This is a genomic window from Silvimonas sp., assembly GCF_031291215.1.
Lineage (GTDB): Bacteria > Pseudomonadota > Gammaproteobacteria > Burkholderiales > Chitinibacteraceae > Silvimonas > Silvimonas soli.
The window spans coordinates 34,816-57,022 of sequence record NZ_JARLJK010000131.1; the positions used below are offsets into that span (position 1 = coordinate 34,816).

Sequence of the window (22,207 nt, forward strand, 5' to 3'; positions counted from 1 at the left end):
AAAAGCCGGCTATTAACCGGCTTTGGGTGAGGTGGGGCTCGACTTGGCGAACCGCGTTATCCGTGAATATAGGTTTCCAGTTGCTTGATGGTGAATTCCTGCTGCGCAATGGTCTCGCGCACCAGGTCACCAATCGACAACATGCCCAGCACTTCGTTTTCCGGCCCCAACACGGGCAAGTGGCGAATGTGCTTGTCGGTCATGATCGCCATACATTCGTCGACCGAAGTATTGGGTGTGACGTAAATCAGCTTGGAGGTCATGACTTCCGAAACCGGCGTACCGGCGGAGGTCTTGCCCATCAGTACCACTTTACGGGCGTAATCCCGTTCGGAAAAAATCCCGACCAGTTCGTCGGCTTCCATAACCAGCAAAGCGCCGATATTTTTATCGGCCAAAACCTGCAAAGCCTGATAAACCGTGGCTTGCGGGTTCACGGTGATAGTTCCGTGTATAGCTTTTTCTGCGAGCAGATGATGTGCGGTCTTCATGATGTAGCTCTCCCGGGGCGACTACGAAGGTTCTATTAATCTAGACTGCGCACGCCAGCTTGCAACCACCCCAGGGAAATACAGCAGTTAACCGGCGCGGATCATCGTGCCTACGCCCTGGCTGGTGAGTACCTCCAGCAGCAGCGCGTGTTTAACGCGACCATCAATAATATGCACGGTTTTGGCGCCGTTTTTGGCTGCGTCCAGCGCAGAGGAGATCTTGGGCAACATGCCGCCAGAGATCGTGCCATCCGCGAACAGTTCATCGATTTTCTGGGCGGTCAGGCCAGTCAGCAGGTTGCCCGCTTTATCCAGCACGCCGGGGGTGTTGGTCATCAGGATCAGCTTCTCGGCGTGCAGCACTTCGGCCAGCTTGCCAGCGACCAGATCGGCGTTGATGTTGTAGCTCTCGCCTTCGCGATCCACCCCAATCGGCGCAATCACCGGAATGAAGTCATGCGCATCCAGATGCGCCACGATGGATGGATCGATGCTTTCAATCTCGCCCACCTGGCCGATGTCGATCAATTCGTCTTCGTTGGCGCCCTTCAGGTACATCTTGCGCGCCTTGATAAAGTGCCCGTCCTGGCCGGTCAACCCGACGGCCTTGCCGCCATGCTTATTGATAAGCGACACAATCTCTTTATTGACGTGACCGCCCAGCACCATTTCGACGACATCCATCGTCTCGGCGTCAGTCACGCGCATGCCCTGGATGAACTCGCCCTTCTTGCCAATGCGATCCAGCAGTTCATTGATTTGCGGTCCGCCGCCATGCACGATCACCGGGTTCATGCCGACCAGCTTGAGCAAAACCACGTCGCTGGCAAAGCCTTCTTTCAGCTCTTCATCAATCATGGCGTTGCCACCGTACTTGATGACAATGGTCTTATCGAAGAAACGCTGGATATAAGGCAGCGCTTCGGACAAGACTTCAGCCTTCTGTTGCGCGGTGATATCGGTCATGACTGCTTCCCAATCAATACAAGGTTCGGATGGCGGCAATTGTACCAGTGTGCGCCGTCTAATCGACAAAACAAGCACGGGCTTTTCTCGCACGGTCTGGCCAATCTGGCAGCGTCAGGTTAAAGATTTATGAGTTCCGGGAATTATTACCAAATGCGTTGGTCTTGAACCTGACGGTAACCAGGCTAATCTGCTGCATAGCTGATATTACAATCGATACGGTCGGAATTTGCCGGTGCTTTAAGTCTGTGCATTGGCCGGAAAATGCAACTCTGGATAAACAATTGCTGATTAACCTCACGGTAGATCAATTGCAATAATTGCCCGGCTTATCGCCGGCAAATAAAATCCGGGCTTGAATAGATAAAAAGCAACATGCATAATCAGTTCATGCATTAATTTCTTCCGTGCGCGCAATCACACACACGCCGGCGTTAAACCACCGGAAACACTTGATGGTGTGTTGCCAGATTTACCTGCTGGCAGGTTTTGCGCAATGCATCAACCCAACACCATTGCTGACTGAACCAAGGAGCAACCAAATGGATTTGTCCGGCCTGAATCTGCCACAACTGTACAAGCTGCAAAAAGACCTCGAGACCGAAATTGTTCGTCGCAAGGAAACCGACAAGGTCACCTTGATCAACGAATTGCAACAACTGGCAGCAGCCAAGGGCTTCTCGCTGAATGAAGTACTGGGTCTGGAAGGCAAGAAGATTGGCAAGAAAGCCGCTTCTACCAGCAAGGCGCAATACCGCAATCCGCAAGATCACAACCAGACCTGGTCGGGCCGTGGTCGCAAGCCGCAATGGGCCATTGACTGGCTCAACGGTGGTAACTCGCTGGACGATTTGCGCGTTTGATTTAGCCGCGCAATCTAGAAAAGGGCAGCCGCAATGGCTGCCTTTTTTTATTGTGTGCGGATTGGCCGGCAAGCTGTTTGGTGTGGCCTTGCTGGCACCGGTACAATGCTCGCTTGACCCCTCAGCAAATGAAAGCCGGCATGTCTCATCCCCTTACCGCCTCACTGAACCCGGAACAGCGCGCCGCTGTTGAGCTTCCGGCTGAACACGCCCTGATTCTGGCTGGTGCCGGCAGCGGCAAGACCAAGGTGCTGACCACGCGCATTGCGTGGCTGCTCTCTACGGGCCAGATCAGCCCGGCGGGCCTGCTGGCGGTGACCTTCACCAACAAGGCAGCCAAAGAAATGCTGGCGCGCATTACCAGCATGCTGCCATTGAATCCGCGTGGCCTGTGGGTCGGGACGTTCCACGGCTTGTGTAACCGCATGCTGCGATTGCACCATCGTGATGCCGGTTTGCCTGCCACATTTGCCATTCTGGATTCGCAAGACCAGCTTGCCGCAGTCAAGCGTGCAATGAAAACATTGAATGTCGATGATGAGCGCTATCCGCCGCGCACCGTCCAGCAGTATATCAATGGCAACAAAGACGCTGGCATTCGTGCCGGCAAGGCTGAAGCATGGGATGAATATTCACGCATGCTCAGAATGATCTATGCTGAATACGAATCGCAATGCCGCCGTGAAGGCGTGGTTGATTTTGCCGAATTGCTGCTGGCCTGCTATGAATTACTGGAACGTAATGAACCGCTGCGTAACCATTATCGCAGCCGTTTTCATCATATTCTGGTCGACGAATTCCAGGATACAAACCAGCTACAATATGCCTGGTTGAAATTGCTGACCGGACCGGAAAGCGCTTTATTTGCAGTCGGAGATGACGATCAGTCCATTTATGCCTTTCGCGGGGCAAGGGTTGGCAACATGCTCGACTTCCAGAAAGATTACACGGTTAAACATGTAATCCGGCTCGAACAGAATTACCGTTCCCACGGCAATATCCTCAATGCTGCCAACGCCGTGATTGAACACAATCGGGATCGGCTGGGAAAACAATTGTGGACCAAAGACGATGCCGGTGAGCCAATCCGCCTCTATGAGGCCGCCACCGATAGCGAAGAGGCCGGCTTTCTGGTCGATGAAATTTCTGCCCAGCAACGCGAGGGCATTGCGCTTGATGACATAGCCATTCTTTATCGTTCCAATGCCCAATCACGGATTGTCGAGCATGCACTTGTTGCGGCGGGTTTGCCGTACCGGGTTTATGGCGGCCTGCGCTTTTATGAGCGCCAGGAAATCAAGCATGCACTGGCTTATCTACGGTTGCTGAGTAACGAAGATGACGATAACGCCTTATTGCGGGTGATTAATTTCCCCACGCGCGGCATTGGCAATCGCACCGTTGAAACCATCACCGATACCGCCCGTATTGCAGGCACCAGCCTGTGGCAAGCCGCCTGCACGGCTGGCACGGGGCGTAGCGCGGTGGCAGTGGGGCGTTTTATCCAGATGATTGAAGCAATGCGCCAGCAAGCGCAAGGTTTGCCGCTGCCCGAAGTGGTGTCGATGATGTTGTCGCTATCTGGTCTGAATGAGTTTTACCAGAACGAAAAAGAAGGCGAAGAGCGCCTGGCCAACTTGAACGAACTGGTGAACGCGGCGGCCTCGTTTGTTACTGAAGACGCCAATGATCTGGTCGCGTTTCTGGCCAATGCCTCACTGGAAGGCGGCGAACATGCGGCCAATGCCGGTGAGGTGGCGGTGCAATTGATGACCATCCACGCTGCCAAGGGGCTGGAGTTTCACTCGGTGTTTCTGACCGGGCTGGAAGAAGGCCTGTTCCCTCACGATAACAGCATGTCCGATCCGAAAGGGCTGGAGGAAGAGCGGCGGCTGATGTACGTGGCCATGACGCGCGCGCGGCGGCGGCTGTATATCTCGCTATCGCAAAGCCGCATGCTGCATGGGCAAATGCGTTATGCGCCAGCCAGCCGTTTTCTGAATGAAATCCCGGCCGATTTGCTGAAGTATCTGAATCGCGGTTACGCACCGAACAGCTACGCCGCACCTTCGTCCAGCGGTAACAGCCAGGGTTATGCGCCTACACCGCGCAGTGCCCGCGCCAGCGCGCCGGAACATGGCTTGAACATTGGCATGAGCGTGCGTCATCCCAAGTTCGGGATCGGCGTGGTGGTCGATCACGAGGGCGGTGCCAATGGTAATGTCCAGGTCAACTTCCAGGACCTGGGCACCAAATGGCTGGCCGTCGCCTACGCCAAGCTGGAGCCGGTAAAAGAATGACTACCTCCGACGCTGCCATCGAAGTCCGTGCTCTGGTCATTGACCGGGCCAGCGAGATGCGCAGCGCGCTGGGCATGGCGCTGGCAGAGGCAGGCGTCGCCACTATCGATTACGCCAGCAAGCAAACCGCAGCGCTGGGTTATATCCAGAATCACAGTTACGACGTGGTGCTGTGCGAATACGATCTGGGCGGCGGTCAGGACGGCGTGCATCTATTTGAGGCTTGCCAGCAACATCATCTGCTCAAGCCTTCATGCATTTTCATGATGGTGACTGGCGAACGCCGCCATGCGCAAGTCATGAGTGCCGCCGAGCTGGTACCTGACGGTTACTTGCTCAAACCGTTTTCCACCGCTGACCTGATCATGCGACTGGCGCGGGCGCAGCGGCGCAAGGCTGGCTTCAGGACGATAGATAACGCGGTTCGCGCGGGCGATTATTTGGGCGCAATCAGCGCGTGTGACCGGGAAATGGCCGAGCGCCCACCCGCTGAAATCGACGACTTCATGCGCATGAAAACCCAGCTGCAATTGCGGCTGGGCGAGCACGCAGATGCAGCGCAAACCAGCGAAAGTGCGCTGGCCTTGCGCAACAGCGCGTGGGCCCGCCTGGGTTTGGGCAAGGCACAGTTTGGCCTCAAGGATTATGCCGCGGCCCGTGGCAGTTTTGAAACGGTCAAACAGGAACACGAGCTGGCGCTGGAGTCCTATGACTGGCTGGCGCGCACGCTCACGGCTCAGGGCGACATTACCGGTGCGCAAACCGTGCTGGGTGAGGCAGTCCAGCGCTCACCGCTGGCCGCTCAGCGTCAGTGTGCTCTGGGGCGCCTGGCCGAACGCAATGGCGAGCTGGATGTCGCTGAAGCGGCGCTAACCCAGGCATTGAATCTGTCGCGTGGTTCGTTCTGGCCGGATTTGTCGCTCTATTGCGAATTGAGTCGCGTACAGCTGGAGCGTGGCGATATCGGTGGTGCTCGGCGCACCGCGCAGCGCTTGCGCCGCGAATCGGGTGGTGGCGAGAACGTCGAGACCATCTGCGAATTGATTGAAGCTGCGGTGCTGGAAAAACTGGACGACCGCAAGAATTCCGCCGAACTGTTTGAACATGCCTGCGAAACATTGCGGGCGCAAGAAGACCCGCTGCCGGGCGTGTTGATCGAGGCTGCGCGGCAGGCTTATACCCGCCGTCGCCAGGAAGCGGGCGCGACTTTGGTCCGCACAGCGCTACGCAGTGCCTCGGAAGACTCGGCTATCCTCTCCAGCGTCGAAAGTCTGTATCAGTCGCTGGGTGAGCCCCAAACCGGCCAAGCGCTGATCGCTGAAGTTGCCCGCGATATCACCGCCTTGAACAACGAAGCCGTTGCCGCTGTGCGCAACGGCGATCTGGCCGGGGCGTCGCAAATGTTCATCAATGCGTTGCAGTCACGCAATGGCAATATCCAGTTGTTGCTAAACGCTGTGAATACGCTATTGTCTTGCGTCAATCAGCAAGGCTGGAATGAACAATACATAGAACTGGCGCAAAGCTATCTGGTGCGGGCACGCAAGCTCGATCCCACCAATGGCAAGGCCCGGCAGCTGGCTGACGCACTGCGGCGCACTCGTACGCGGTTTGGTATCGATGCTGGCCAGCAAGCCCAGCCGCCCGCTGCGGCATAGCTACCCGTCAAGCCCGGCCAGAAACCGGCTCGTACCCGCTAGAACAATCAGACGTTATGGAGAATGGTGTGCAGGCAATACTGAACCTGGATCAGCACATTGCGCAGATCCAGTTGAAAGGCAATTTCACGTGGGAAGGGCAGCGCGAGATCAAGCAAGTGACGCAAGAAGTGCTGGCGAATGGCGCGATCACCGAACTGCATTTTGATCTGGCTGAAGTGGAGCGCATGGATTCGGCCGGCTTGGGAATGTTGCTGTTGCTGCATGAACGCTCAGCCGGACGGCGCATTGTATTGAGCAACATTCCGGAGCCAGTGCGGGCAACGCTGGATGTCGCCAACACCGGCGGTATCTTTGAGATGCGTTAACCGTGGTTTGCTGATCTGAAAGATACAGAAATACAGAAAACAAAAAGGGCGCCGATGAGCGCCCTTTTTTCATGCAACGCCGAACAGTTACAGCTCGACTTGCATCCCCATTTCCACCACCCGGTTAGGCGGAATCTTGAAGTAACTGGTCGCGCGCGTGGCATTGCGGGTCATCAAGGAGAACAACTTGCGACGCCACCACGCCATCGCCGGATACTTGCCCTCGACGATGGTTTCACGCGACAGGAAGAACGAGGTCTGCATCGGGTCGAAATCCAGCTCTGGTTGCAGTTCTTCCACCTGCCGCAAAATGCCAGGTACAGATGGCTCTTCCTTAAAGCCGTAAGTCGCGATCACCTGATAGAAGCTCTCGCCCAGCTTGGGCACCACAACCTTCTCACGCTTGGCCACAAACGGGATATCCGCAGTGCGGATGGTCAGGAACACCACCTTTTCATGCAGCACCTTGTTGTGCTTCAGATTATGCAGCAGGGCATGGGGCACCGAGTCCGAGCTGGTGGTCATGAAGATGGCGGTGCCATCCACGCGTTGCGGTGGTGAGGCTTCCAGGCTTTCCACAAAGCCTTGCAGCGGCAACTCGCCTTCACGCAGCCGGTCACCCAGCAACACGCGGCCGCGTTTCCAGGTGGTCATCATGGTAAAGATGATCAGACCAATCACCAGCGGAACCCAGCCGCCATCGGGCAACTTGAGCATGTTGGACGACAAGAACACCATGTCGACCACCAGGAAGCCGGTCAGCACCACCCAGAACAATACCTTGCGGCCCTTGGTACGACCCTTGGCCAGCACATTGAACGCCAGCAAGGTGGTCATGACCATGGTGCCGCACACAGACAAGCCATAGGCCGACGCCAGGTTATCGGAAGTACGGAAGGCCAGCACCAGCAGAATCACCGCCACCATCAGGAACCAGTTGATTTGCGGCACGTAGATCTGGCCGATTTCCTGGTCCGAAGTGTGATCAATATCCACGCGCGGGCAATAACCCAGTTGCACGGCTTGGTTGGTCATGGAGAACGCGCCAGAGATCACCGCCTGCGAGGCGATTACGGTTGCCGCTGCAGCCAATACCACCAGCGGCGCCAAAGCCCATTGCGGCGCCAGCAAGAAGAACGGGTTCTTGATGGCGGCCGGGTTATGCAACAGCAGTGCACCCTGGCCAAAGTAACACAGCACCAAAGACGGCAAGACCAACCCAAACCACGCGATGCGGATCGACTTCTGGCCAAAGTGGCCCATGTCGGCATACAGCGCCTCGCCACCAGTCACGGACAGCACCACCGCGCCCATGATGATGAAGCCGCGCCACGGGAAGTCGATGACGAAACGCGCACCATAGAGTGGGTTGATCGCGGCAAACACCTCGGGTGCATGCACGATGCTGCGGATGCCCATCACCGCCAGCGTGAGAAACCAGAACACCATGATCGGGCCAAACAGTTTGCCGACCTTGGCGGTGCCGTGGCGCTGGATGGCGAACAGACCCACCAGCACAATAATGGTGAGCGGCACGATGTATGGATCAAGCGTGTGGGAAATAACGCTGATACCTTCGAACGCCGATAGCACTGAAATCGCCGGGGTAATGATGCCGTCGCCATAGAACAGCGAGGCGCCGAAAATACCCAGCCCCATCAGCAGCAGACCTTTGCGCGAGCGCGTGTCCATGTCGCGCAGGGCCAACGCCATCAACGCCAGAATGCCGCCTTCACCGCGGTTATCGGCCCGCATGATCACCACCACGTACTTGGCGGAGACCACGATCATGATGGCCCAGAAAATCAGCGACAAAATACCCAGGATGTTTTCCGGGTTGATCGGCAGGTTGCCGTGCGCGGTAAGACAGGTTTTGAGGGTGTAAAGCGGACTGGTACCGATGTCGCCGTACACCACGCCAATCGCACCCATCGTTAGCCCGGCCATGCGGGATGCGGAAGGTGCCTGGCTATGATTTGCGCCCATGTTGCGAGAGTCTCGTAAACGGTAATTAGTATAAAAATTGCATAAAGAACAAGCGGCGCGATTATAGCCCCGCCCTATATCTGTACACCCGAACAATCCGGTTTCAGGTGCGGCAACGCAACATAGAGACGCCGCCAGTCAAAACACGGGCCGGGGTCGGTCTTGCGCAATGGCGCGATATCGTTGTGCCCCACCACCGCTTGCAGGGGGTAGTTCAACTGTAGTGCCTGAATCAGACTAATGAGAGATTGATATTGCGATTCAGTAAAAGGCACGTGGTCGGTGCCTTCCAGTTCCACACCGATAGAGAAGTCATTGCAGCGCTCGCGCCCTTGCCAGTCAGACACGCCGGCATGCGCCGCACGCAGGCTGATGGGGACAAACTGCACCAGTTCGCCATCGCGGCGGATCAGAATATGCGCCGACACCCGCAATGAACCGAGATCAGCAAACAGCGGGTCTTCGGGGGCGATGGTGTTGGTAAACAACTGTTCAATGGCGGGACCGCCAAACTGACCGGGCGGCAGGCTGATGTTGTGGACCACCAGCAAATCGGTGGCAACGCCCGCAGGTCGGGCATCGCAATTGGGGCTGGGCACCTGACGCGCTTGTGCGCACCAGCCCGCAGCATCAAAGCGCAAACCCTCGCTCATGCGGTTAACGCCACCACAAGGTGGCGACCAGGGTGGCCAGCAACACGACAATGGCGGCTAGCAGCCAGTTGCGCTTTTTCTGCTCCCACATCATCCCCTGATAACCTGCGACCATCAGATCAACCGGATTCTGGCTGACCAGATCATTGAGTTTGCGCGGCAGCGTGGGCAACATGGCGGCCCACAGCGGTGCCTCGTGCTTGATATTACGCCATAAACCACGCCAGCCAATCTGCTCGTGCATCCAGCGTTCCAGGAATGGCTTGGCGGTTTTCCACAGGTCCAGATCCGGATCAAGCTGTCGCCCCAGCCCTTCTATATTTAGTAGTGTTTTCTGCAAAAGCACTAACTGTGGCTGGATTTCTACGTTGAAGCGGCGAGAAGTCTCAAACAGCCGCAGCAACACCTGGCCAAACGAAATCTGTGAGATCGGCTTGTCAAAGATGGGCTCGCACACCGTGCGCACGGCGGCTTCCAGTTCTTCTACCCGCGTGTCTTTGGGCACCCAGCCAGATTCGATATGCGCCGCGGCAACGCGGTGGTAATCGCGGTTGAAGAACGCCAGGAAGTTGATCGCCAGGTATTGTTTGTCGCTTTCCGACAGCGTGCCCACAATGCCGAAATCCAGCGCAATGTAGCGGTTGTCGGGCGCGACAAAGATATTGCCCGGATGCATATCGGCGTGAAAGAACCCGTCGCGGAATACCTGGGTGAAGAAAATTTCCACGCCGTAGACCGAGAGTTTTTTCAGGTCGATGCCGCTGGCGCGCAATTCATCCACGCGCCCGACCGGAATGCCATCCATCCATTCGAGCGTCAGCACTTGGCGCGCGCACCAGTCGTAGAAGACTTCTGGCACGATCAGCATGTCGGAATTGGCAAAATTGCGCCGCAGTTGCGAGGCGTTGCCTGCTTCGATCATCAGATCGAGTTCGTCATGTAGATATTTGTCGAACTCGGCCACCACTTCGCGCGGTTTGAGGCGCTTGCCATCGGCAAACAGGCGCTCGACCAAGCCGGCCATGACCTTCAACAGCGCCAGATCGCTTTCGATGATCGGCAAAATCGACGGACGCAATACCTTTACCGCGACATCACGACCATTGGGCAAACGCGCCCGGTGCACTTGCGCAATGGATGCCGATGCCACCGGTGTGCGATCAAACTCGGCGTATAGCTCGGTGAGTGGTCGCTTCAGGCCGGCTTCGATGACGGCAACGGCGATATCGCCGGGAAAAGGCGGTACGCGGTCTTGCAGAAACGCCAGTTCGTTGGCGATGTCTTCCGGTAACAGATCGCGTCGGGTCGACAGGACCTGGCCGAATTTGACGAAGATCGGCCCCAAGGCTTCCAGCGCCAGGCGCAAACGTACGCCGCGCGGTTGCTCGAGCTTGCGCCAGAAGAACAGTACGTTGGCCAGCTTGTGCAAACCATGCACTCGCTCGTGACCGAGCAAGAACTCGTCCAGACCGTATTGCACCACCACGCGGGCAATTTTAAAGAGGCGGAATATCCGCATGGGTATCCATTTTGTTGGGTTGAGCCGTCAGTAACGTTAGGAGTGCGACTCGGGAAAAGTATTGATTGCGCGGGTCAGGTTCGGCCCGGCAGTTACAGCGATTTGATCGACAACCGTTCCAGTCGCGCTTCCAGCCGGGCCAGGTCGTCACGCAGCGTATCTACTCCGTCACAGAAATCATCGACGTGCCGCTTGGTCACTACCAGCGGTGCTTCATCGCGCCAGTATTCGGTCAGTTCGATCAACAGCCGCGAGCCAATGGCGCCCGGGACTCCGCCAATTTTGCCCGCCAGCCAGGTAATGCGATGGGCCGCCACATCGCCGACCAGTTGTGACAATTCTTCCGCCATATCCCAACGTAAACCGGCCAATACCTGACCAACCGCAGCGGCCAGTTCAGTGTCGCCATTGAGGCCGGCCTTTTTGCTGGCGGCGTCACGGTCGAAGAGCCAGGTGGTAAAGAACGTTGGCGACAAGGTAATGGTCGCCTCGGCCGGGCCGCTGGCGCGATCAAAAGTGCCGTCAGGCTGGATGGTGAGCGTGCCGGACAAGACCGGCAGCACCAGCCGCACCACGCGCCCCGGATACTTCGCCAGCGCGGCAGCTGCAGCAGCATCGTGCGAGAGCATGCGATTCAGGATTCTGGCGAGCATGAGGCGAAACTCCGGTCTGTTGAAAGCGATTCACAATCCATCCAGCAAGGCGCAGCGGGCAGGGCGTTACAGCTTGATGCCCTTATGCAGCGCCACCACACCCGCCGACATATTGTGATAATCGACTTTGCCAAAACCCGCATCCAGCATCATGGCTTTGAGGGTTTCTTGGTCCGGATGCATGCGGATCGACTCGGCCAGATACTGGTAGGAGTCGGCATCGTTGGCCACCAGCTTGCCCATAAATGGCAACAACTTGAACGAGTAAATATCGTAAGCCGGCTTGAGCGGCGTCCAGACTTTGGAGAACTCCAGCACCAGCAAGCGGCCGCCGGGCTTGAGGACGCGATACATCTCTTTCAGCGCAGCGTCTTTATGCGTCATGTTACGCAGGCCAAACGCCACCGAGACGATATTGAAATAGTTGTCCGGGAACGGCAGTTTCTCTGCATCACACAGCGCAACTGGCGTCGCAATACCGGCATCAAGCAGGCGATCGCGGCCAACACCCAGCATGGAGCTGTTGATATCGGTCAGCCACACCTGGCCGGTTTTGCCGACCTTCTTGATAAAGGCTTTGGACAAATCGCCGGTGCCGCCCGCGATATCCAGCACCTTGTCACCGGCCTTGGCGCCACTGGTCTCGATGGTGAAGAACTTCCAGGCGCGGTGCAGACCGGCCGACATCAAGTCGTTCATCACGTCGTATTTCTGCGCGACGGAATGGAAAACCTCGGCCACTTTTTGCGCCTTTTCCGATTCCTCGACCGTCTTGTAACCGAAGTGCGTGGTGTTTTCGCTCATAGCGTGCTCACAGTCTCGTCAATTCAATGTGCCGCAGGATCGCGGCTGGCCCCGGCCACAGCCAGTTGTGCCAGATATTCTTGCCAGCGGGCGGTGTGGTCACGCCCCAACTCGTACAGATATTGCCAGGAATACAGGCCTGAGTCGTGGCCATCGTCGAACACCAGTTTTACGGCGTAATTGCCCACTTGTTCGACGCCCGTAATCGCCACATCGCGCTTGCCGGTCTGCAAGACGCCTTGGCCAACACCGTGACCCTGTACCTCGGCGGACGGGCTATTGACTCGCAGATACTCGCACGGCAATGAAAAACGGGCGCCATCGTCAAAGGCGATTTCCAGCGTTCGCGAGGCTTTATGCAAGCGGATTTCAACTGGAAGCGCGCTGGCCGGGGTGAGTCCTGCCATTTTGGGGTGTCCTTTACCTGCGTCCGGGGTAATCCGGACTTTCAAGCCCGCCATGATACCGCGTTGCCGTGGTGGGCGCGATGCAGGCGAGGAAGTGCCAGCGCCAGGCCCGCTCGGGAGAGCCATTCGGAGAAAAGACGCGGGGCGCGGCAGCGCAATAACAAAACAAAAGGGCAGCCACCTTGCGGTAGCCGCCCTGTATTCGAGCATGAACACAAAAGAGCAAAGAGAGTAAATCGAAAGATCTGTTTTTATCAGGCACTGGCAGGTGCCTGATTTACAGATGTGCTATGTCAGACTTCGTTGTCCATGCCTAGTTCCTGGATCTTGCGGGTCAGCGTATTGCGGCCCCAACCCAGCAATTCGGCGGCTTCGATCCGCTTGCCGCCGGTGTGGGCCAGCGCGCGTTCGATCACCGTGCGCTCAAATGCCGGCATGATCTGATCCAGAATCCGGCTTTCGCCTTTGGCCAGACGACTGCCGATATCCGAGGCCAGCGCGGCACGCCAGTCGCCACTCACCATGCTGATGCCGTCGGTAGTGTCATTGCTTTCGCTGATTTCCGGCGGCAAATCGCCCGCTTCAACAATGGCTCCCGGTGCCATCACGGTCATCCAGTGACACAGGTTTTCCAACTGGCGCACGTTGCCCGGAAAGCTAAAGCCGCTCAGTGCCGCCATCGCGTCTTCCGATAGGCGTTTGGTTTCGACGCCCAGTTCCGCAGCCGAGCGCGACAAGAAGTGTTTGGCCAGCAAAGGGATATCCTGGCGCCTTTCCCGCAGGGCAGGCAAACGCAGGCGGATCACATTCAGACGATGGAACAAGTCTTCACGAAAGCCGCCCAGTTTGACGCGTTCTTCCAGATTCTGGTGAGTTGCGGCAATGACGCGCACATTCGCTTTGATCGGCGCCTGACCACCAACACGATAGAAATAGCCGTCCGACAAGACCCGCAGCAAACGGGTTTGCAGGTCGGAAGGCATGTCGCCAATTTCATCCAGAAACAGCGTGCCGCCTTCGGCTTGTTCAAACCGCCCCTGGCGCCGCGCTTCTGCGCCAGTGAACGAGCCACGCTCGTGACCGAACAATTCGGATTCCAGCAAATCCTTCGGGATCGCAGCGGTATTGATGGCAATAAACGGCTTGGCGGCTCGCGGGCTGTGGCGATGCAAAGCGCGCGCAACCAGTTCTTTACCGGAGCCGGATTCGCCGGTGATCATCACCGTGGCGGCCGATTGCGACAAGCGGCCAATGGCGCGGAACACATCCTGCATGGCGGGTGCCTGGCCGAGGATATCCGGGTTGGTTACCGGCGCCTCTTCGCCGCCGACCTGGCGGGCACCTTCCTGCAGCGCGCGCTGGATCAACGCAATGGCAGCATCAACATCGAACGGCTTGGGCAGATACTCAAACGCGCCGCCCTGGAATGCCGACACCGCGCTTTCCAGATCGGAATGGGCGGTCATGATGATCACGGGCAGGCCGGGATAATCCTTTTTGACCAGATCCAGAAAGGTCAGCCCCGATTCACCGGGCATGCGAATGTCACACACAATGGCTTCAGGAACTTCGCGGCCCAGCCGGGCGAGTGCTTCGGTCGCCGAGGCAAACGCGGCGTGGGCAATGTTTTCTCGTGCCAGCGCTTTCTCGAAGACCCAGCGGATGGAACGGTCGTCATCAATAATCCAGACAGTGCTCATGGATTCTCCGTAACTTGTGGTGACTGGGGTTCCGCTTGTTCAAAGCCCGTGTTGCGGGCAGGACATGAGCAAACGGTGTTCCCAGAGCGGTTGGTTTAGTTGTTCTTGGTTTTGTCGAAATCCTGCCAACCATTGAGCGGTAGCAGCATGTTGAAACAGGTGTAGCCCGGGCGGCTGTCAAAATCGATGGAGCCGTGGTGCTGGTTGATAAAAGTGTGCGCCAGGTGCAGGCCAATGCCGGTTCCACCCGGACGACCCGACACCAGCGGATAAAACAAAGTGTCCTTCAGGTGATCCGGAATCCCCGGGCCGTTATCGATAATCTGCAACTGGATGGCAATCGGGTAGCGTTGCCGATTGAGCGTGACCTGCCGCGCCACGCGAGTACGCAGCATGATTTCGCCCACACCATCCATGGCTTGAATGGCATTGCGCATGATGTTGAGTACGGCCTGGATCAGTTGTTCGCGATCGCCAATCAGCGTGGGCAGACTGGTGTCATAGTCACGCTTGATCGCCAAGCCATTGGGTGTTTCCGCCAGCATCAACGAGCGCACGCGCTCCAGTACTTCATGAATCGACAATTCGGCCAGTTGCGGCAAGCGATGCGGCGTCAGCAGCCGATCCAGCAGGCTTTGCAGGCGTTGCGATTCCTCAATGATGACCTGCGTGTATTCCTTCAGTTGCGGGTCATGCAATTCGCGCGACAGCAATTGCGCGGCACCGCGAATGCCTCCCAGCGGGTTTTTGATCTCATGTGCCAGATTGCGGATCAGCTCGCGATTAGCCTGTTGCTGCGCTTGCAGGCGCTCTTCATTGGCGATTTTGCGTTGCTGGTCAATCTGGCGGATTTCCGCCAGCGCCGCAGCCTCGGTGCTTTCAATCGGGCTGGCGGTGAGAGAAACGTAGACTTCGCCATGCGAGGTGTTCAGCGCGATTTCGTGTTCGGTGAGGCTGACGTTATCGCGACTGGCGTTGTACAACGCCTGGGCGACCGGATTGTCCGGGCCGAGGCAGTCGGTCAGCGACATCCCCAGGCAGTCGTCACGCAGACCCAGCAGATCGGCCGCAGTCGGGTTGTAATAGACCAGCGCGCCATCTTCGCGTGTGGCCAATACCGCAGCATCGAGAAATTCCAGTCCAGCGAACGTGGCAGGAGTAGGGCTTTTTGTCATAGGGTGCGGTCTATGTAAAACGTGCGTCGAACAAGGCGTAAAGCATGCGTGGTGGCGTGTGCCGGTTCCGCGGCTTCTTTCATGCGGCTTAACCAAGCAATTAGCGGGCCAGCTTGCAGATGGCATGCACAAGGCGGTTTGAGGACCAGAAACCTGGGTATTGCACACATATGGTGCATTATAGGTGTCGTTGTGGTGCACTGCCCCGTGATGGGGAGCTAACACCGCAAAAACAGATCAGTGGATTGATCAGGATGGGGCAAATCGCGGCGCGGGCTAGCCGGTGACGATGGCTGACGGCGATGGAGCTGGCGACGCGAATGGAGATAACAGGCTGGTTGAATGCCCAAAGCGGATAAAACCGGCCGCGGCTGGAAGGCGCTACTTCTGTGCGCCCAGCCTGACAGCGCTATTTACTGCGTGCCAGTTCCTGTTGCAACGCGGCCACGTTCTTTTCATGTACCGTGGCGTTGTCACGCAAGCGACTCACCCGATCCTGGTATTTGGCGGAATTGGCTTGGGCATCCGGGCTGGCTTGAGCATCGCTGAGCGCCCGGCGGGAGTCGGCCAGCGCTTGCTGCTCGGTATTCAGCTCGTCTTGCAGAATCTGCTTGCGGTTGGAATCGCGCGATTTCTGGGTGGCGCTGTCGACGCGAGGAAAGTCAGCCGGACTGGGCGCTGTAACCCGGGTGCCGGATGCGCCAGTGCCTTTGCCGCGCGCTTTATTGCCCATGGGGATCGGGTCGGTATATACCCGGCTCGCACCGTGCATAGGCAGATTGGAAAACGTGATCCGGCCATCGGCATCAACATATTTATAGATATCTGCGTGCGCGAACGCGGCCAGCAGACTCAGTGTGACAATGGCGGCAAAACGGGGTAGCAAACGACAAATAGACATGGGACGGAACCTTACCACAGCGGGCCTCAAGCCGGCCGGTCACTATGACCGAGTGGTCGATCTGGTGCGATCAAATCACGCACGCGTTGTTTCAATTCTTTGGCTTCGGGAAAGCGCCCTTCAATTTTGCGATCCCAAATCACCTGATCCTGGCAATGCACCAGGAAAATCCCGCCAGTGCCGGGTTGCAATGCCACCTCGCCCAGTTCTTCGGCGAAAGTGTTGAGCAACTCTTGCGCCAGCCAGGCCGAGCGTAATAACCAGTTGCACTGGGTGCAATAGCGAATACTCACACGCGGTGTGGCAGGCCCGGCGCTGATTTCGGTCATTGGTTGCTCCTGATTCAAAACGCGACACCCAAGGTCCGTAGCGCGGCTTCGGTCGCTGCCGCACTGGTGTGATGAATGCCATGCCAACCTAACGCACTCGCCGCCCGGGCGTTGGCCTGGTTGTCGTCAATAAATACCAGTTCTTGGGGTTGCAAGTCGGGCAGATCACGGGCGATGCGCCGGAACATCTCGTGATAAATGGCTGCGTCGGGTTTGATTAGCCCAAGTCGGCCAGAGACGACGATGTCCCGAAAGCGGCGCAGGAAAGGGTAGTTGTCCCATGCGTAGGGAAAGGTCTCGGCCGACCAGTTGGTCAGGCCGTAGAGTGGCACCTGGGCGTGTTCCAAGTCTTCCATCAGTTTGATGCCTTCGACCAGCGTGCCTTTGAGCGATTCCGGCCAGCGTTCGTAGAACGCACGGATCAATTCGGCGTGCTCGGGAAACTCTTTGATCTTGCTGGCCGTGGCATCGACGATAGAACGGCCACCGTCTTGCTGCAGATTCCATTCACCATTGCAAACATGCTGCAAAAACCAGGCGCGCTCGACATCGTCGCTAATCAGTTTGCGGTAGAGGTAATCCGGGTTCCAGTCAAACAGAACACCACCGAAATCAAAAACGACAGCACGTATGGTCATGGAGGGGCGAAAGTGGCGAAGGAATTAGAGAATTGGAGTTACATTGTAGCCGGGATAGGTCTGAACTGGCGTGGTGAGGATGCCCGGATGATGTAGCCGCAGGCACCCGCCCAGGTCAGGCGTGTTTTTTGGGCAATTCATTGGCGGGCAATTCGGTTTCCAGCACCACCCGATTGCGGCCATATTCTTTGGCGTGATACAGCGCGTGATCGGCGCGGGTGAGCAGGTCGTCCAGATCAACATCACTGGGGCGCAGGCGCGACACGCCCATGCTGGCGGTAATGCGCACGTACTCGCCACCATCCAGCGGGACATGCGTGGCTGAAATCGCCAGCCGCAACTTTTCGGCGACCTGCTGCGCGTCACCCAATGGGGTGTCTGGCAGCACCACCACAAATTCCTCGCCGCCCCAACGCCCAAAGCTGTCGCTGGCGCGCAGGCTTTCGCGGCAAGCGTGGGTGACTGCGCGCAGCATCAGGTCGCCAATCAAATGGCCGTAGGTATCGTTGACCTGTTTGAAGTGGTCCAGATCCAGTAGCAAGATCGACAACGGCGTGTCCTGGCGTCGGGCCAGCAGCACGGCTTGGGCGCAGCGGCGCTGCCACTCGCGACGATTGGGTGCGCCGGTCAGTTCATCGGTGGTGGCCAATTCTTTCAGACGCTCGTTGGCTTGGGCCAGTGCCTCGGTGCGCGCGGCGACTTCCGACTCCAGCTGGATGCGGTGACGTTTGATCAGTTCTTGCGCCAGCGCCAGGTATTGCAACATGACCGTGGTCGAGAACAGGAATAACTGCAGATTCACGAACGAAATGGTCGGATTGGCATGCACAAACGGACCGAGGCGATAAGCCGTGGCCAGTGCCGTGGCCATGGCGCAAATCAGGATCGCGATCACCATCCCTGGCAAGCGATAACGGATGGTGGTTGCCAGCAAGACCGGCAATAGCAGCACCAGAGCTGGCGGATACAGCAACAGTGCGCCGGCCAGAATCATCAGTGCCAGCAGGATTGACCACCAGTGGTGGATCGAGGAAAAGCGCAGTGACCAGCGGCTGCGATCGCGCCAGATTACGTAACACGGTGCAATCAGCAAAATGCCGGCGGTATTGGAAGTCACCAGCATCAGCCAATGCCGCATGATGCCGGCGGTAGAGGCATCGGGCAGCGCGTGGCAGAACCACTGCAACAGCGTCATCAAGGGCGCGGTCACCAGAACCGGTACCAGGCAGACCCAGAGCCAGAACCAGGGTAGATCTTGCGGCTGGCGCAGAAAGTTGGCGTGATAGCGTGCTTCGTGCAGGCGCCACGCCCGCATGGCCAGATAGGCTTGCAGGGCGTCCAGCGCCGCCGCCGGTATCGCCATGCGCCAGGAGGTGTTCAGATCCAGCAATTGCGCAGTGGCAGGAATGGTGACCAGCAGGCTGGCCAGCCACACGCAGAGCAAACCGGCCCGTCCCAGCACCAACAACGCCACAACGCCAACGCCGCTGGGCAGCCAGATGGCGGCCACGTTGTCGCCCGGGATCGCAGCGGCGCCCACGCTCAACCAGCCGGTCAGGACCCAGGCCAGAATCAAAGGCAAAAAGAAGCGCTGTCGTGAGCGCGAGGGCAGGTTGAGTGTGAACATGCAGTACGGGCCAAATAAGTTGCTCAGAGCATAACCAACGACAGGCGGTGTGTCTCCTGTGTTCGGACGAAAGCAGCAAGTAATCCGCCAGTTATCCCAAACCGGCCTTGTTAGTCCAATAGTTTTACTGCCAGCAATTCGCCTTTGCCCACCGGCACAAGGCTGGTCTTGAACTCAATATCGGCTTTGATCAGTTCGCTGAACGCGTTCATTTCATCGGCGTGGGAGAGTGCGTTATCCACCACCAGTAGCCCACCCGGGCGTAAAACCCGACTTAGGTGCGGCCACCACGCCACATACTGGCTGCGTTCAGAATCCAGAAACAAGAGATCGTAGGTGGCCGGGTGGGCGTCGGCCAGAAAGCGTCCGGCGTCGTCATGTACCAGATTGATTGATCCTTCCAGTCCGGCCCGGGCGAAGTTCTCCGCCGCCATGGCCACTTTATGCTCCGCATGTTCCACGGTAGTGACTACGCCGCCAGTTTCGCCGCAAGCTTCAGCGAGCCACAGCGTTGAATAGCCATTGGAGGTGCCAATCTCCAGCACTCTGCGCGCTTGCATAGCCAGTACCAGCACGGCCAGAAACTCGCCGGTATCGCGTGTGATATTGAGCATGCGTTTGGGGCGCTCGCTCTGGTCGTTATCGTTGGCCTGGCCAAATTGTTCGAGTTCTGTTTTCAGATTTTGCAAAGCGACATTCATGGCGGTGGCTCCCGGCTTTGGCGCGCATTGAATAGCTAGTGAATATCAAAATGTCATAGGACTCAAGAGGCTGGCTAATGTCTTGAGCGCAAAAAATGAAAAACCCGCCCAGGCAAAGCCTTGAGCGGGTTGGGTAGCCTGCTTGCGCCTGTCCAGAGACAGACATCAAGCTGATTACAGGCTGTAGTACATGTCGAATTCGACCGGGTGAGTCCACATACGGATCTTGTTCACATCGTTCTGCTTGAGTTCGATGTAGGAGTCGATCCATTCGTCTGTGAACACGCCGCCACGGGTCAGGAACTCGCGATCCTTGTCCAGTGCGTCCAGTGCTTCGTCCAGCGATGCACACACGGTCGGGATCAACTTGTCTTCTTCTGGCGGCAGATCGTACAGGTTCTTGTCTGCAGGATCGCCAGGATGGATCTTGTTCTGGATACCATCCAGACCAGCCATCATCAGTGCAGCGAAGCACAGGTACGGGTTGGCCAATGGATCCGGGAAGCGAGTCTCGATACGACGGCCCTTGTCGGACGCAACGTGCGGGATACGGATCGAAGCAGAACGGTTCTTGGCGGAGTAAGCCAGTTTCACCGGTGCTTCATAATGCGGAACCAGACGCTTGTACGAGTTGGTACCCGGGTTGGTGATGGCGTTCAGTGCGCGAGCGTGCTTGATGATACCGCCGATGTAGAACAGGGCAGTTTCAGACAGGCCAGCGTAGCCGTTACCTGCGAACAGGTTCTTGCCATCTTTCCAGATCGACTGGTGCACGTGCATGCCCGAACCGTTGTCGCCAACGATAGGTTTTGGCATGAAAGTAGCGGTCTTTCCGTACTGGTGAGCAACGTTATGCACCACGTACTTCAGAACTTGAGTCCAGTCAGCGCGTTGGGTCAGGGTGCTGAACTTGGTGCCGATTTCGTTCTGGCCAGCGTTTGCCACTTCGTGGTGGAACACTTCAACCGGGATGCCCAGTTCTTCAAGTACCAGCACCATGGAGGCGCGGATGTCTTGATGGCTGTCGACCGGAGGAACCGGGAAGTAACCGCCTTTCAGGCGTGGGCGGTGGCCCATGTTGCCGCCTTCAAATTCCAGGCCAGTAGCCCAGGCGCCTTCTTCCGAACCGATCTTGACGAACGAACCGGACAGATCTGCGTTCCAGCGAACGTTATCAAAAATGAAGAATTCTGGTTCTGGACCGAAGTAAGCTGTGTCACCAATACCCGAAGCCTTCAGGTAGGCTTCAGCGCGCTTGGCCAGCGAACGTGGGTCGCGGTCATAGCCCTTGCCGGTAGCTGGCTCGATCACGTCACATGTCATGAACACGGTCGGTTCGTCGTAGAACGGATCAATGTTGGCAGTGGCCGGATCAGCCATCAGCAGCATGTCCGAAGCCTGAATGCCCTTCCAGCCGGTGATGGACGAACCATCAAATGCGTGGCCGGTTTCGAACCATTCTTCGTCGACTACATGCGACGGCACAGTTACGTGCTGTTCTTTACCAATAGTGTCGGTGAAACGAAGGTCAACGAACTTGATGTCGTTTTCCTTGATCAGCTTGAGTACGTCGGCTACCGCCATCTGAGCTCTCCTTGGTGCAAGAGATAGTTTGAAGTGAGTGTTGTCTCGTCGCCGGCCATGCAAGGTTTGTTCGAGTAAGACCGGCTCGGGTCGGAACGCTATGAAGCAGAAAGTGTGCCAGGGTGTTAACCCCGCCGACAGCCATTGTGCCACAAGAAATCGGCTATTGCGGGTTTTACCTATGCAATCCGATTTGGTGCGCAATTCAACGAAAGGCACCGTTATGGTGCGTTTTGTTGCGGCAAATCTGTGCATGCCGTGCACCGTGTCACAATCACGCAGGCGCTGCGCAACAGGGCTAGAATGCAGAAAACGGCATGAAAAAATTGGGTGGCACGGCTGGCAAATGGCGCTGGCCCGGACCACTCCAGTTGACGTTTTGAAAACGAGATAGAGTCAACGCAAAGGAATCAGCCATGAGTACCGTTAGCACCATTCTGGAAAAAGCCCGCCAGAGAGCGGCCGAATCGGGTCTTGCTTATTCGGGCGCACTCACGCCGGATGAGGCATTTGCGCTGCTGCACGAGGTGCCAGGCACCAAAGTGGTGGATGTGCGCACCCATGCGGAATGGCAGTTTGTGGGCGTGGTGCCCGATGCCTTGCTGATTGAATGGAAACGTTATCCCGACATGGCTTTGAATCCGGAGTTTCTCACCCAGTTAAAAGCGCAGGTCGATCCGCAAAACGTGGTGTTGTTCATGTGCCGCTCTGGCGCGCGCTCGCACGATGCGGCGGTGCTGGCCGCCAAACACGGCTACAGCGAGGTCTACAACATCCTCGAAGGATTTGAGGGTGACAAGGACGAGCAACAACATCGCGGCAAGAGAAACGGCTGGAAAGGTCGCGGTTTGCCTTGGGTTCAAGGGTAACGGGCATCCCGATAA

The 22,207-nt window shown here is 57.3% G+C and carries 21 protein-coding genes; 5 read left to right on the forward strand and 16 right to left on the reverse strand.

The features are described 5' to 3' along the window. Positions 1 to 56 precede the first annotated feature (56 nt). Both P4L78_RS15340 and argB read right to left on the reverse strand, forming a co-directional pair. On the reverse strand, positions 57 to 491 hold the full coding sequence (locus P4L78_RS15340; protein WP_283147966.1) for a CBS domain-containing protein: 435 nt from the start codon (positions 489 to 491) through the stop codon (positions 57 to 59). 87 nt (positions 492 to 578) lie between these two features. Further along, a complete protein-coding gene (argB, locus tag P4L78_RS15345) occupies positions 579 to 1,457 on the reverse strand; it encodes an acetylglutamate kinase (RefSeq protein ID WP_283147967.1) in 879 nt (292 codons plus the stop codon). Positions 1,458 to 1,999: 542 nt separating this feature from the next. Here argB and P4L78_RS15350 point away from each other — a divergent pair. The 4 genes from P4L78_RS15350 to P4L78_RS15365 all read left to right on the forward strand — a co-directional run bounded on the left by P4L78_RS15350 (position 2,000) and on the right by P4L78_RS15365 (position 6,646). Then, positions 2,000 to 2,320: an H-NS histone family protein gene (locus P4L78_RS15350; protein WP_283147968.1), complete on the forward strand. Its 321-nt coding sequence runs from the start codon at positions 2,000 to 2,002 to the stop codon at positions 2,318 to 2,320. Positions 2,321 to 2,460: 140 nt separating this feature from the next. After that, the gene (locus tag P4L78_RS15355) at positions 2,461 to 4,620 is read left to right on the forward strand and encodes a UvrD-helicase domain-containing protein (RefSeq protein WP_309328715.1); all 2,160 of its coding nucleotides are present in this window, start codon (positions 2,461 to 2,463) and stop codon (positions 4,618 to 4,620) included. After that, positions 4,617 to 6,278, forward strand: coding sequence for a response regulator (locus P4L78_RS15360; RefSeq protein WP_309328716.1), 1,662 nt, complete (start codon positions 4,617 to 4,619; stop codon positions 6,276 to 6,278). The genes P4L78_RS15355 and P4L78_RS15360 overlap by 4 nt, the downstream gene beginning before the upstream one ends. A gap of 68 nt (positions 6,279 to 6,346) precedes the next feature. Next, positions 6,347 to 6,646 carry an STAS domain-containing protein gene (locus P4L78_RS15365; RefSeq protein ID WP_283147971.1) on the forward strand — a complete coding sequence of 100 codons (300 nt, stop codon included), beginning with the start codon at positions 6,347 to 6,349 and terminating at the stop codon, positions 6,644 to 6,646. A gap of 87 nt (positions 6,647 to 6,733) precedes the next feature. Here the strand turns inward: P4L78_RS15365 and P4L78_RS15370 are convergent, their stop codons facing one another. The 14 genes from P4L78_RS15370 to glnA all read right to left on the reverse strand — a co-directional run bounded on the left by P4L78_RS15370 (position 6,734) and on the right by glnA (position 21,323). Beyond that, a complete protein-coding gene (locus P4L78_RS15370; protein ID WP_309328717.1) occupies positions 6,734 to 8,632 on the reverse strand; it encodes a potassium transporter Kup in 1,899 nt (632 codons plus the stop codon). A 74-nt stretch (positions 8,633 to 8,706) separates the two neighbouring features. Beyond that, on the reverse strand, positions 8,707 to 9,285 hold the full coding sequence (gene ampD / locus P4L78_RS15375) for a 1,6-anhydro-N-acetylmuramyl-L-alanine amidase AmpD (RefSeq protein ID WP_283147973.1): 579 nt from the start codon (positions 9,283 to 9,285) through the stop codon (positions 8,707 to 8,709). A gap of 4 nt (positions 9,286 to 9,289) precedes the next feature. Continuing rightward, on the reverse strand, positions 9,290 to 10,804 hold the full coding sequence (gene ubiB / locus P4L78_RS15380) for a ubiquinone biosynthesis regulatory protein kinase UbiB (protein WP_283147974.1): 1,515 nt from the start codon (positions 10,802 to 10,804) through the stop codon (positions 9,290 to 9,292). Between the two features lie 92 nt (positions 10,805 to 10,896). Beyond that, positions 10,897 to 11,457 carry a sterol-binding protein gene (locus P4L78_RS15385; protein ID WP_309328718.1) on the reverse strand — a complete coding sequence of 187 codons (561 nt, stop codon included), beginning with the start codon at positions 11,455 to 11,457 and terminating at the stop codon, positions 10,897 to 10,899. A 66-nt stretch (positions 11,458 to 11,523) separates the two neighbouring features. Continuing rightward, on the reverse strand, positions 11,524 to 12,261 hold the full coding sequence (gene ubiE, locus P4L78_RS15390; RefSeq protein WP_283147976.1) for a bifunctional demethylmenaquinone methyltransferase/2-methoxy-6-polyprenyl-1,4-benzoquinol methylase UbiE: 738 nt from the start codon (positions 12,259 to 12,261) through the stop codon (positions 11,524 to 11,526). Positions 12,262 to 12,284: 23 nt separating this feature from the next. Then, positions 12,285 to 12,668, reverse strand: coding sequence for a DUF971 domain-containing protein (locus tag P4L78_RS15395; protein ID WP_309328719.1), 384 nt, complete (start codon positions 12,666 to 12,668; stop codon positions 12,285 to 12,287). A 293-nt stretch (positions 12,669 to 12,961) separates the two neighbouring features. Then, the gene (ntrC, locus tag P4L78_RS15400) at positions 12,962 to 14,368 is read right to left on the reverse strand and encodes a nitrogen regulation protein NR(I) (protein WP_283147978.1); all 1,407 of its coding nucleotides are present in this window, start codon (positions 14,366 to 14,368) and stop codon (positions 12,962 to 12,964) included. A gap of 95 nt (positions 14,369 to 14,463) precedes the next feature. After that, positions 14,464 to 15,543, reverse strand: coding sequence for a nitrogen regulation protein NR(II) (glnL, locus tag P4L78_RS15405; protein WP_283147979.1), 1,080 nt, complete (start codon positions 15,541 to 15,543; stop codon positions 14,464 to 14,466). A 409-nt stretch (positions 15,544 to 15,952) separates the two neighbouring features. After that, the gene (locus P4L78_RS15410) at positions 15,953 to 16,444 is read right to left on the reverse strand and encodes a DUF4124 domain-containing protein (RefSeq protein ID WP_283147980.1); all 492 of its coding nucleotides are present in this window, start codon (positions 16,442 to 16,444) and stop codon (positions 15,953 to 15,955) included. A gap of 26 nt (positions 16,445 to 16,470) precedes the next feature. Continuing rightward, positions 16,471 to 16,773 (reverse strand): SelT/SelW/SelH family protein, encoded by a 303-nt coding sequence (locus P4L78_RS15415; protein WP_283147981.1) that lies wholly within the window; start codon positions 16,771 to 16,773, stop codon positions 16,471 to 16,473. Positions 16,774 to 16,787: 14 nt separating this feature from the next. After that, on the reverse strand, positions 16,788 to 17,411 hold the full coding sequence (locus P4L78_RS15420) for an HAD family phosphatase (RefSeq protein ID WP_309328720.1): 624 nt from the start codon (positions 17,409 to 17,411) through the stop codon (positions 16,788 to 16,790). Positions 17,412 to 17,526: 115 nt separating this feature from the next. Then, positions 17,527 to 19,038: a diguanylate cyclase gene (locus tag P4L78_RS15425; RefSeq protein WP_283147983.1), complete on the reverse strand. Its 1,512-nt coding sequence runs from the start codon at positions 19,036 to 19,038 to the stop codon at positions 17,527 to 17,529. A gap of 110 nt (positions 19,039 to 19,148) precedes the next feature. Next, entirely contained in the window at positions 19,149 to 19,739 is a 591-nt protein-coding gene (locus P4L78_RS15430; protein ID WP_309328721.1) for an O-methyltransferase, read from the reverse strand. A gap of 174 nt (positions 19,740 to 19,913) precedes the next feature. Beyond that, positions 19,914 to 21,323, reverse strand: a complete 1,410-nt coding sequence (gene glnA, locus P4L78_RS15435) for a type I glutamate--ammonia ligase (RefSeq protein WP_283147985.1) — start codon at positions 21,321 to 21,323, stop codon at positions 19,914 to 19,916. Positions 21,324 to 21,739: 416 nt separating this feature from the next. Between glnA and P4L78_RS15440 the strand changes: the two genes are divergently transcribed. After that, positions 21,740 to 22,192, forward strand: a complete 453-nt coding sequence (locus P4L78_RS15440) for a rhodanese-like domain-containing protein (protein WP_283147986.1) — start codon at positions 21,740 to 21,742, stop codon at positions 22,190 to 22,192. The last annotated feature ends 15 nt before the right edge of the window (positions 22,193 to 22,207 follow it).

What these genes read in the sequence shown, in the direction of transcription:
- P4L78_RS15340 (WP_283147966.1), bottom strand. Translation starts at nt 491, where the DNA reads ATGAAGACCGCACATCATCTGCTCGCAGAAAAAGCTATACACGGAACT.
- argB (WP_283147967.1), bottom strand. Translation starts at nt 1,457, where the DNA reads ATGACCGATATCACCGCGCAACAGAAGGCTGAAGTCTTGTCCGAAGCG.
- P4L78_RS15350 (WP_283147968.1), top strand. Translation starts at nt 2,000, where the DNA reads ATGGATTTGTCCGGCCTGAATCTGCCACAACTGTACAAGCTGCAAAAA.
- P4L78_RS15355 (WP_309328715.1), top strand. Translation starts at nt 2,461, where the DNA reads ATGTCTCATCCCCTTACCGCCTCACTGAACCCGGAACAGCGCGCCGCT.
- P4L78_RS15360 (WP_309328716.1), top strand. Translation starts at nt 4,617, where the DNA reads ATGACTACCTCCGACGCTGCCATCGAAGTCCGTGCTCTGGTCATTGAC.
- P4L78_RS15370 (WP_309328717.1), bottom strand. Translation starts at nt 8,632, where the DNA reads ATGGGCGCAAATCATAGCCAGGCACCTTCCGCATCCCGCATGGCCGGG.
- ampD (WP_283147973.1), bottom strand. Translation starts at nt 9,285, where the DNA reads ATGAGCGAGGGTTTGCGCTTTGATGCTGCGGGCTGGTGCGCACAAGCG.
- ubiB (WP_283147974.1), bottom strand. Translation starts at nt 10,804, where the DNA reads ATGCGGATATTCCGCCTCTTTAAAATTGCCCGCGTGGTGGTGCAATAC.
- P4L78_RS15385 (WP_309328718.1), bottom strand. Translation starts at nt 11,457, where the DNA reads ATGCTCGCCAGAATCCTGAATCGCATGCTCTCGCACGATGCTGCTGCA.
- ubiE (WP_283147976.1), bottom strand. Translation starts at nt 12,261, where the DNA reads ATGAGCGAAAACACCACGCACTTCGGTTACAAGACGGTCGAGGAATCG.
- P4L78_RS15395 (WP_309328719.1), bottom strand. Translation starts at nt 12,668, where the DNA reads ATGGCAGGACTCACCCCGGCCAGCGCGCTTCCAGTTGAAATCCGCTTG.
- ntrC (WP_283147978.1), bottom strand. Translation starts at nt 14,368, where the DNA reads ATGAGCACTGTCTGGATTATTGATGACGACCGTTCCATCCGCTGGGTC.
- glnL (WP_283147979.1), bottom strand. Translation starts at nt 15,543, where the DNA reads ATGACAAAAAGCCCTACTCCTGCCACGTTCGCTGGACTGGAATTTCTC.
- P4L78_RS15410 (WP_283147980.1), bottom strand. Translation starts at nt 16,444, where the DNA reads ATGTCTATTTGTCGTTTGCTACCCCGTTTTGCCGCCATTGTCACACTG.
- P4L78_RS15415 (WP_283147981.1), bottom strand. Translation starts at nt 16,773, where the DNA reads ATGACCGAAATCAGCGCCGGGCCTGCCACACCGCGTGTGAGTATTCGC.
- P4L78_RS15420 (WP_309328720.1), bottom strand. Translation starts at nt 17,411, where the DNA reads ATGACCATACGTGCTGTCGTTTTTGATTTCGGTGGTGTTCTGTTTGAC.
- P4L78_RS15425 (WP_283147983.1), bottom strand. Translation starts at nt 19,038, where the DNA reads ATGTTCACACTCAACCTGCCCTCGCGCTCACGACAGCGCTTCTTTTTG.
- P4L78_RS15430 (WP_309328721.1), bottom strand. Translation starts at nt 19,739, where the DNA reads ATGAATGTCGCTTTGCAAAATCTGAAAACAGAACTCGAACAATTTGGC.
- glnA (WP_283147985.1), bottom strand. Translation starts at nt 21,323, where the DNA reads ATGGCGGTAGCCGACGTACTCAAGCTGATCAAGGAAAACGACATCAAG.
- P4L78_RS15440 (WP_283147986.1), top strand. Translation starts at nt 21,740, where the DNA reads ATGAGTACCGTTAGCACCATTCTGGAAAAAGCCCGCCAGAGAGCGGCC.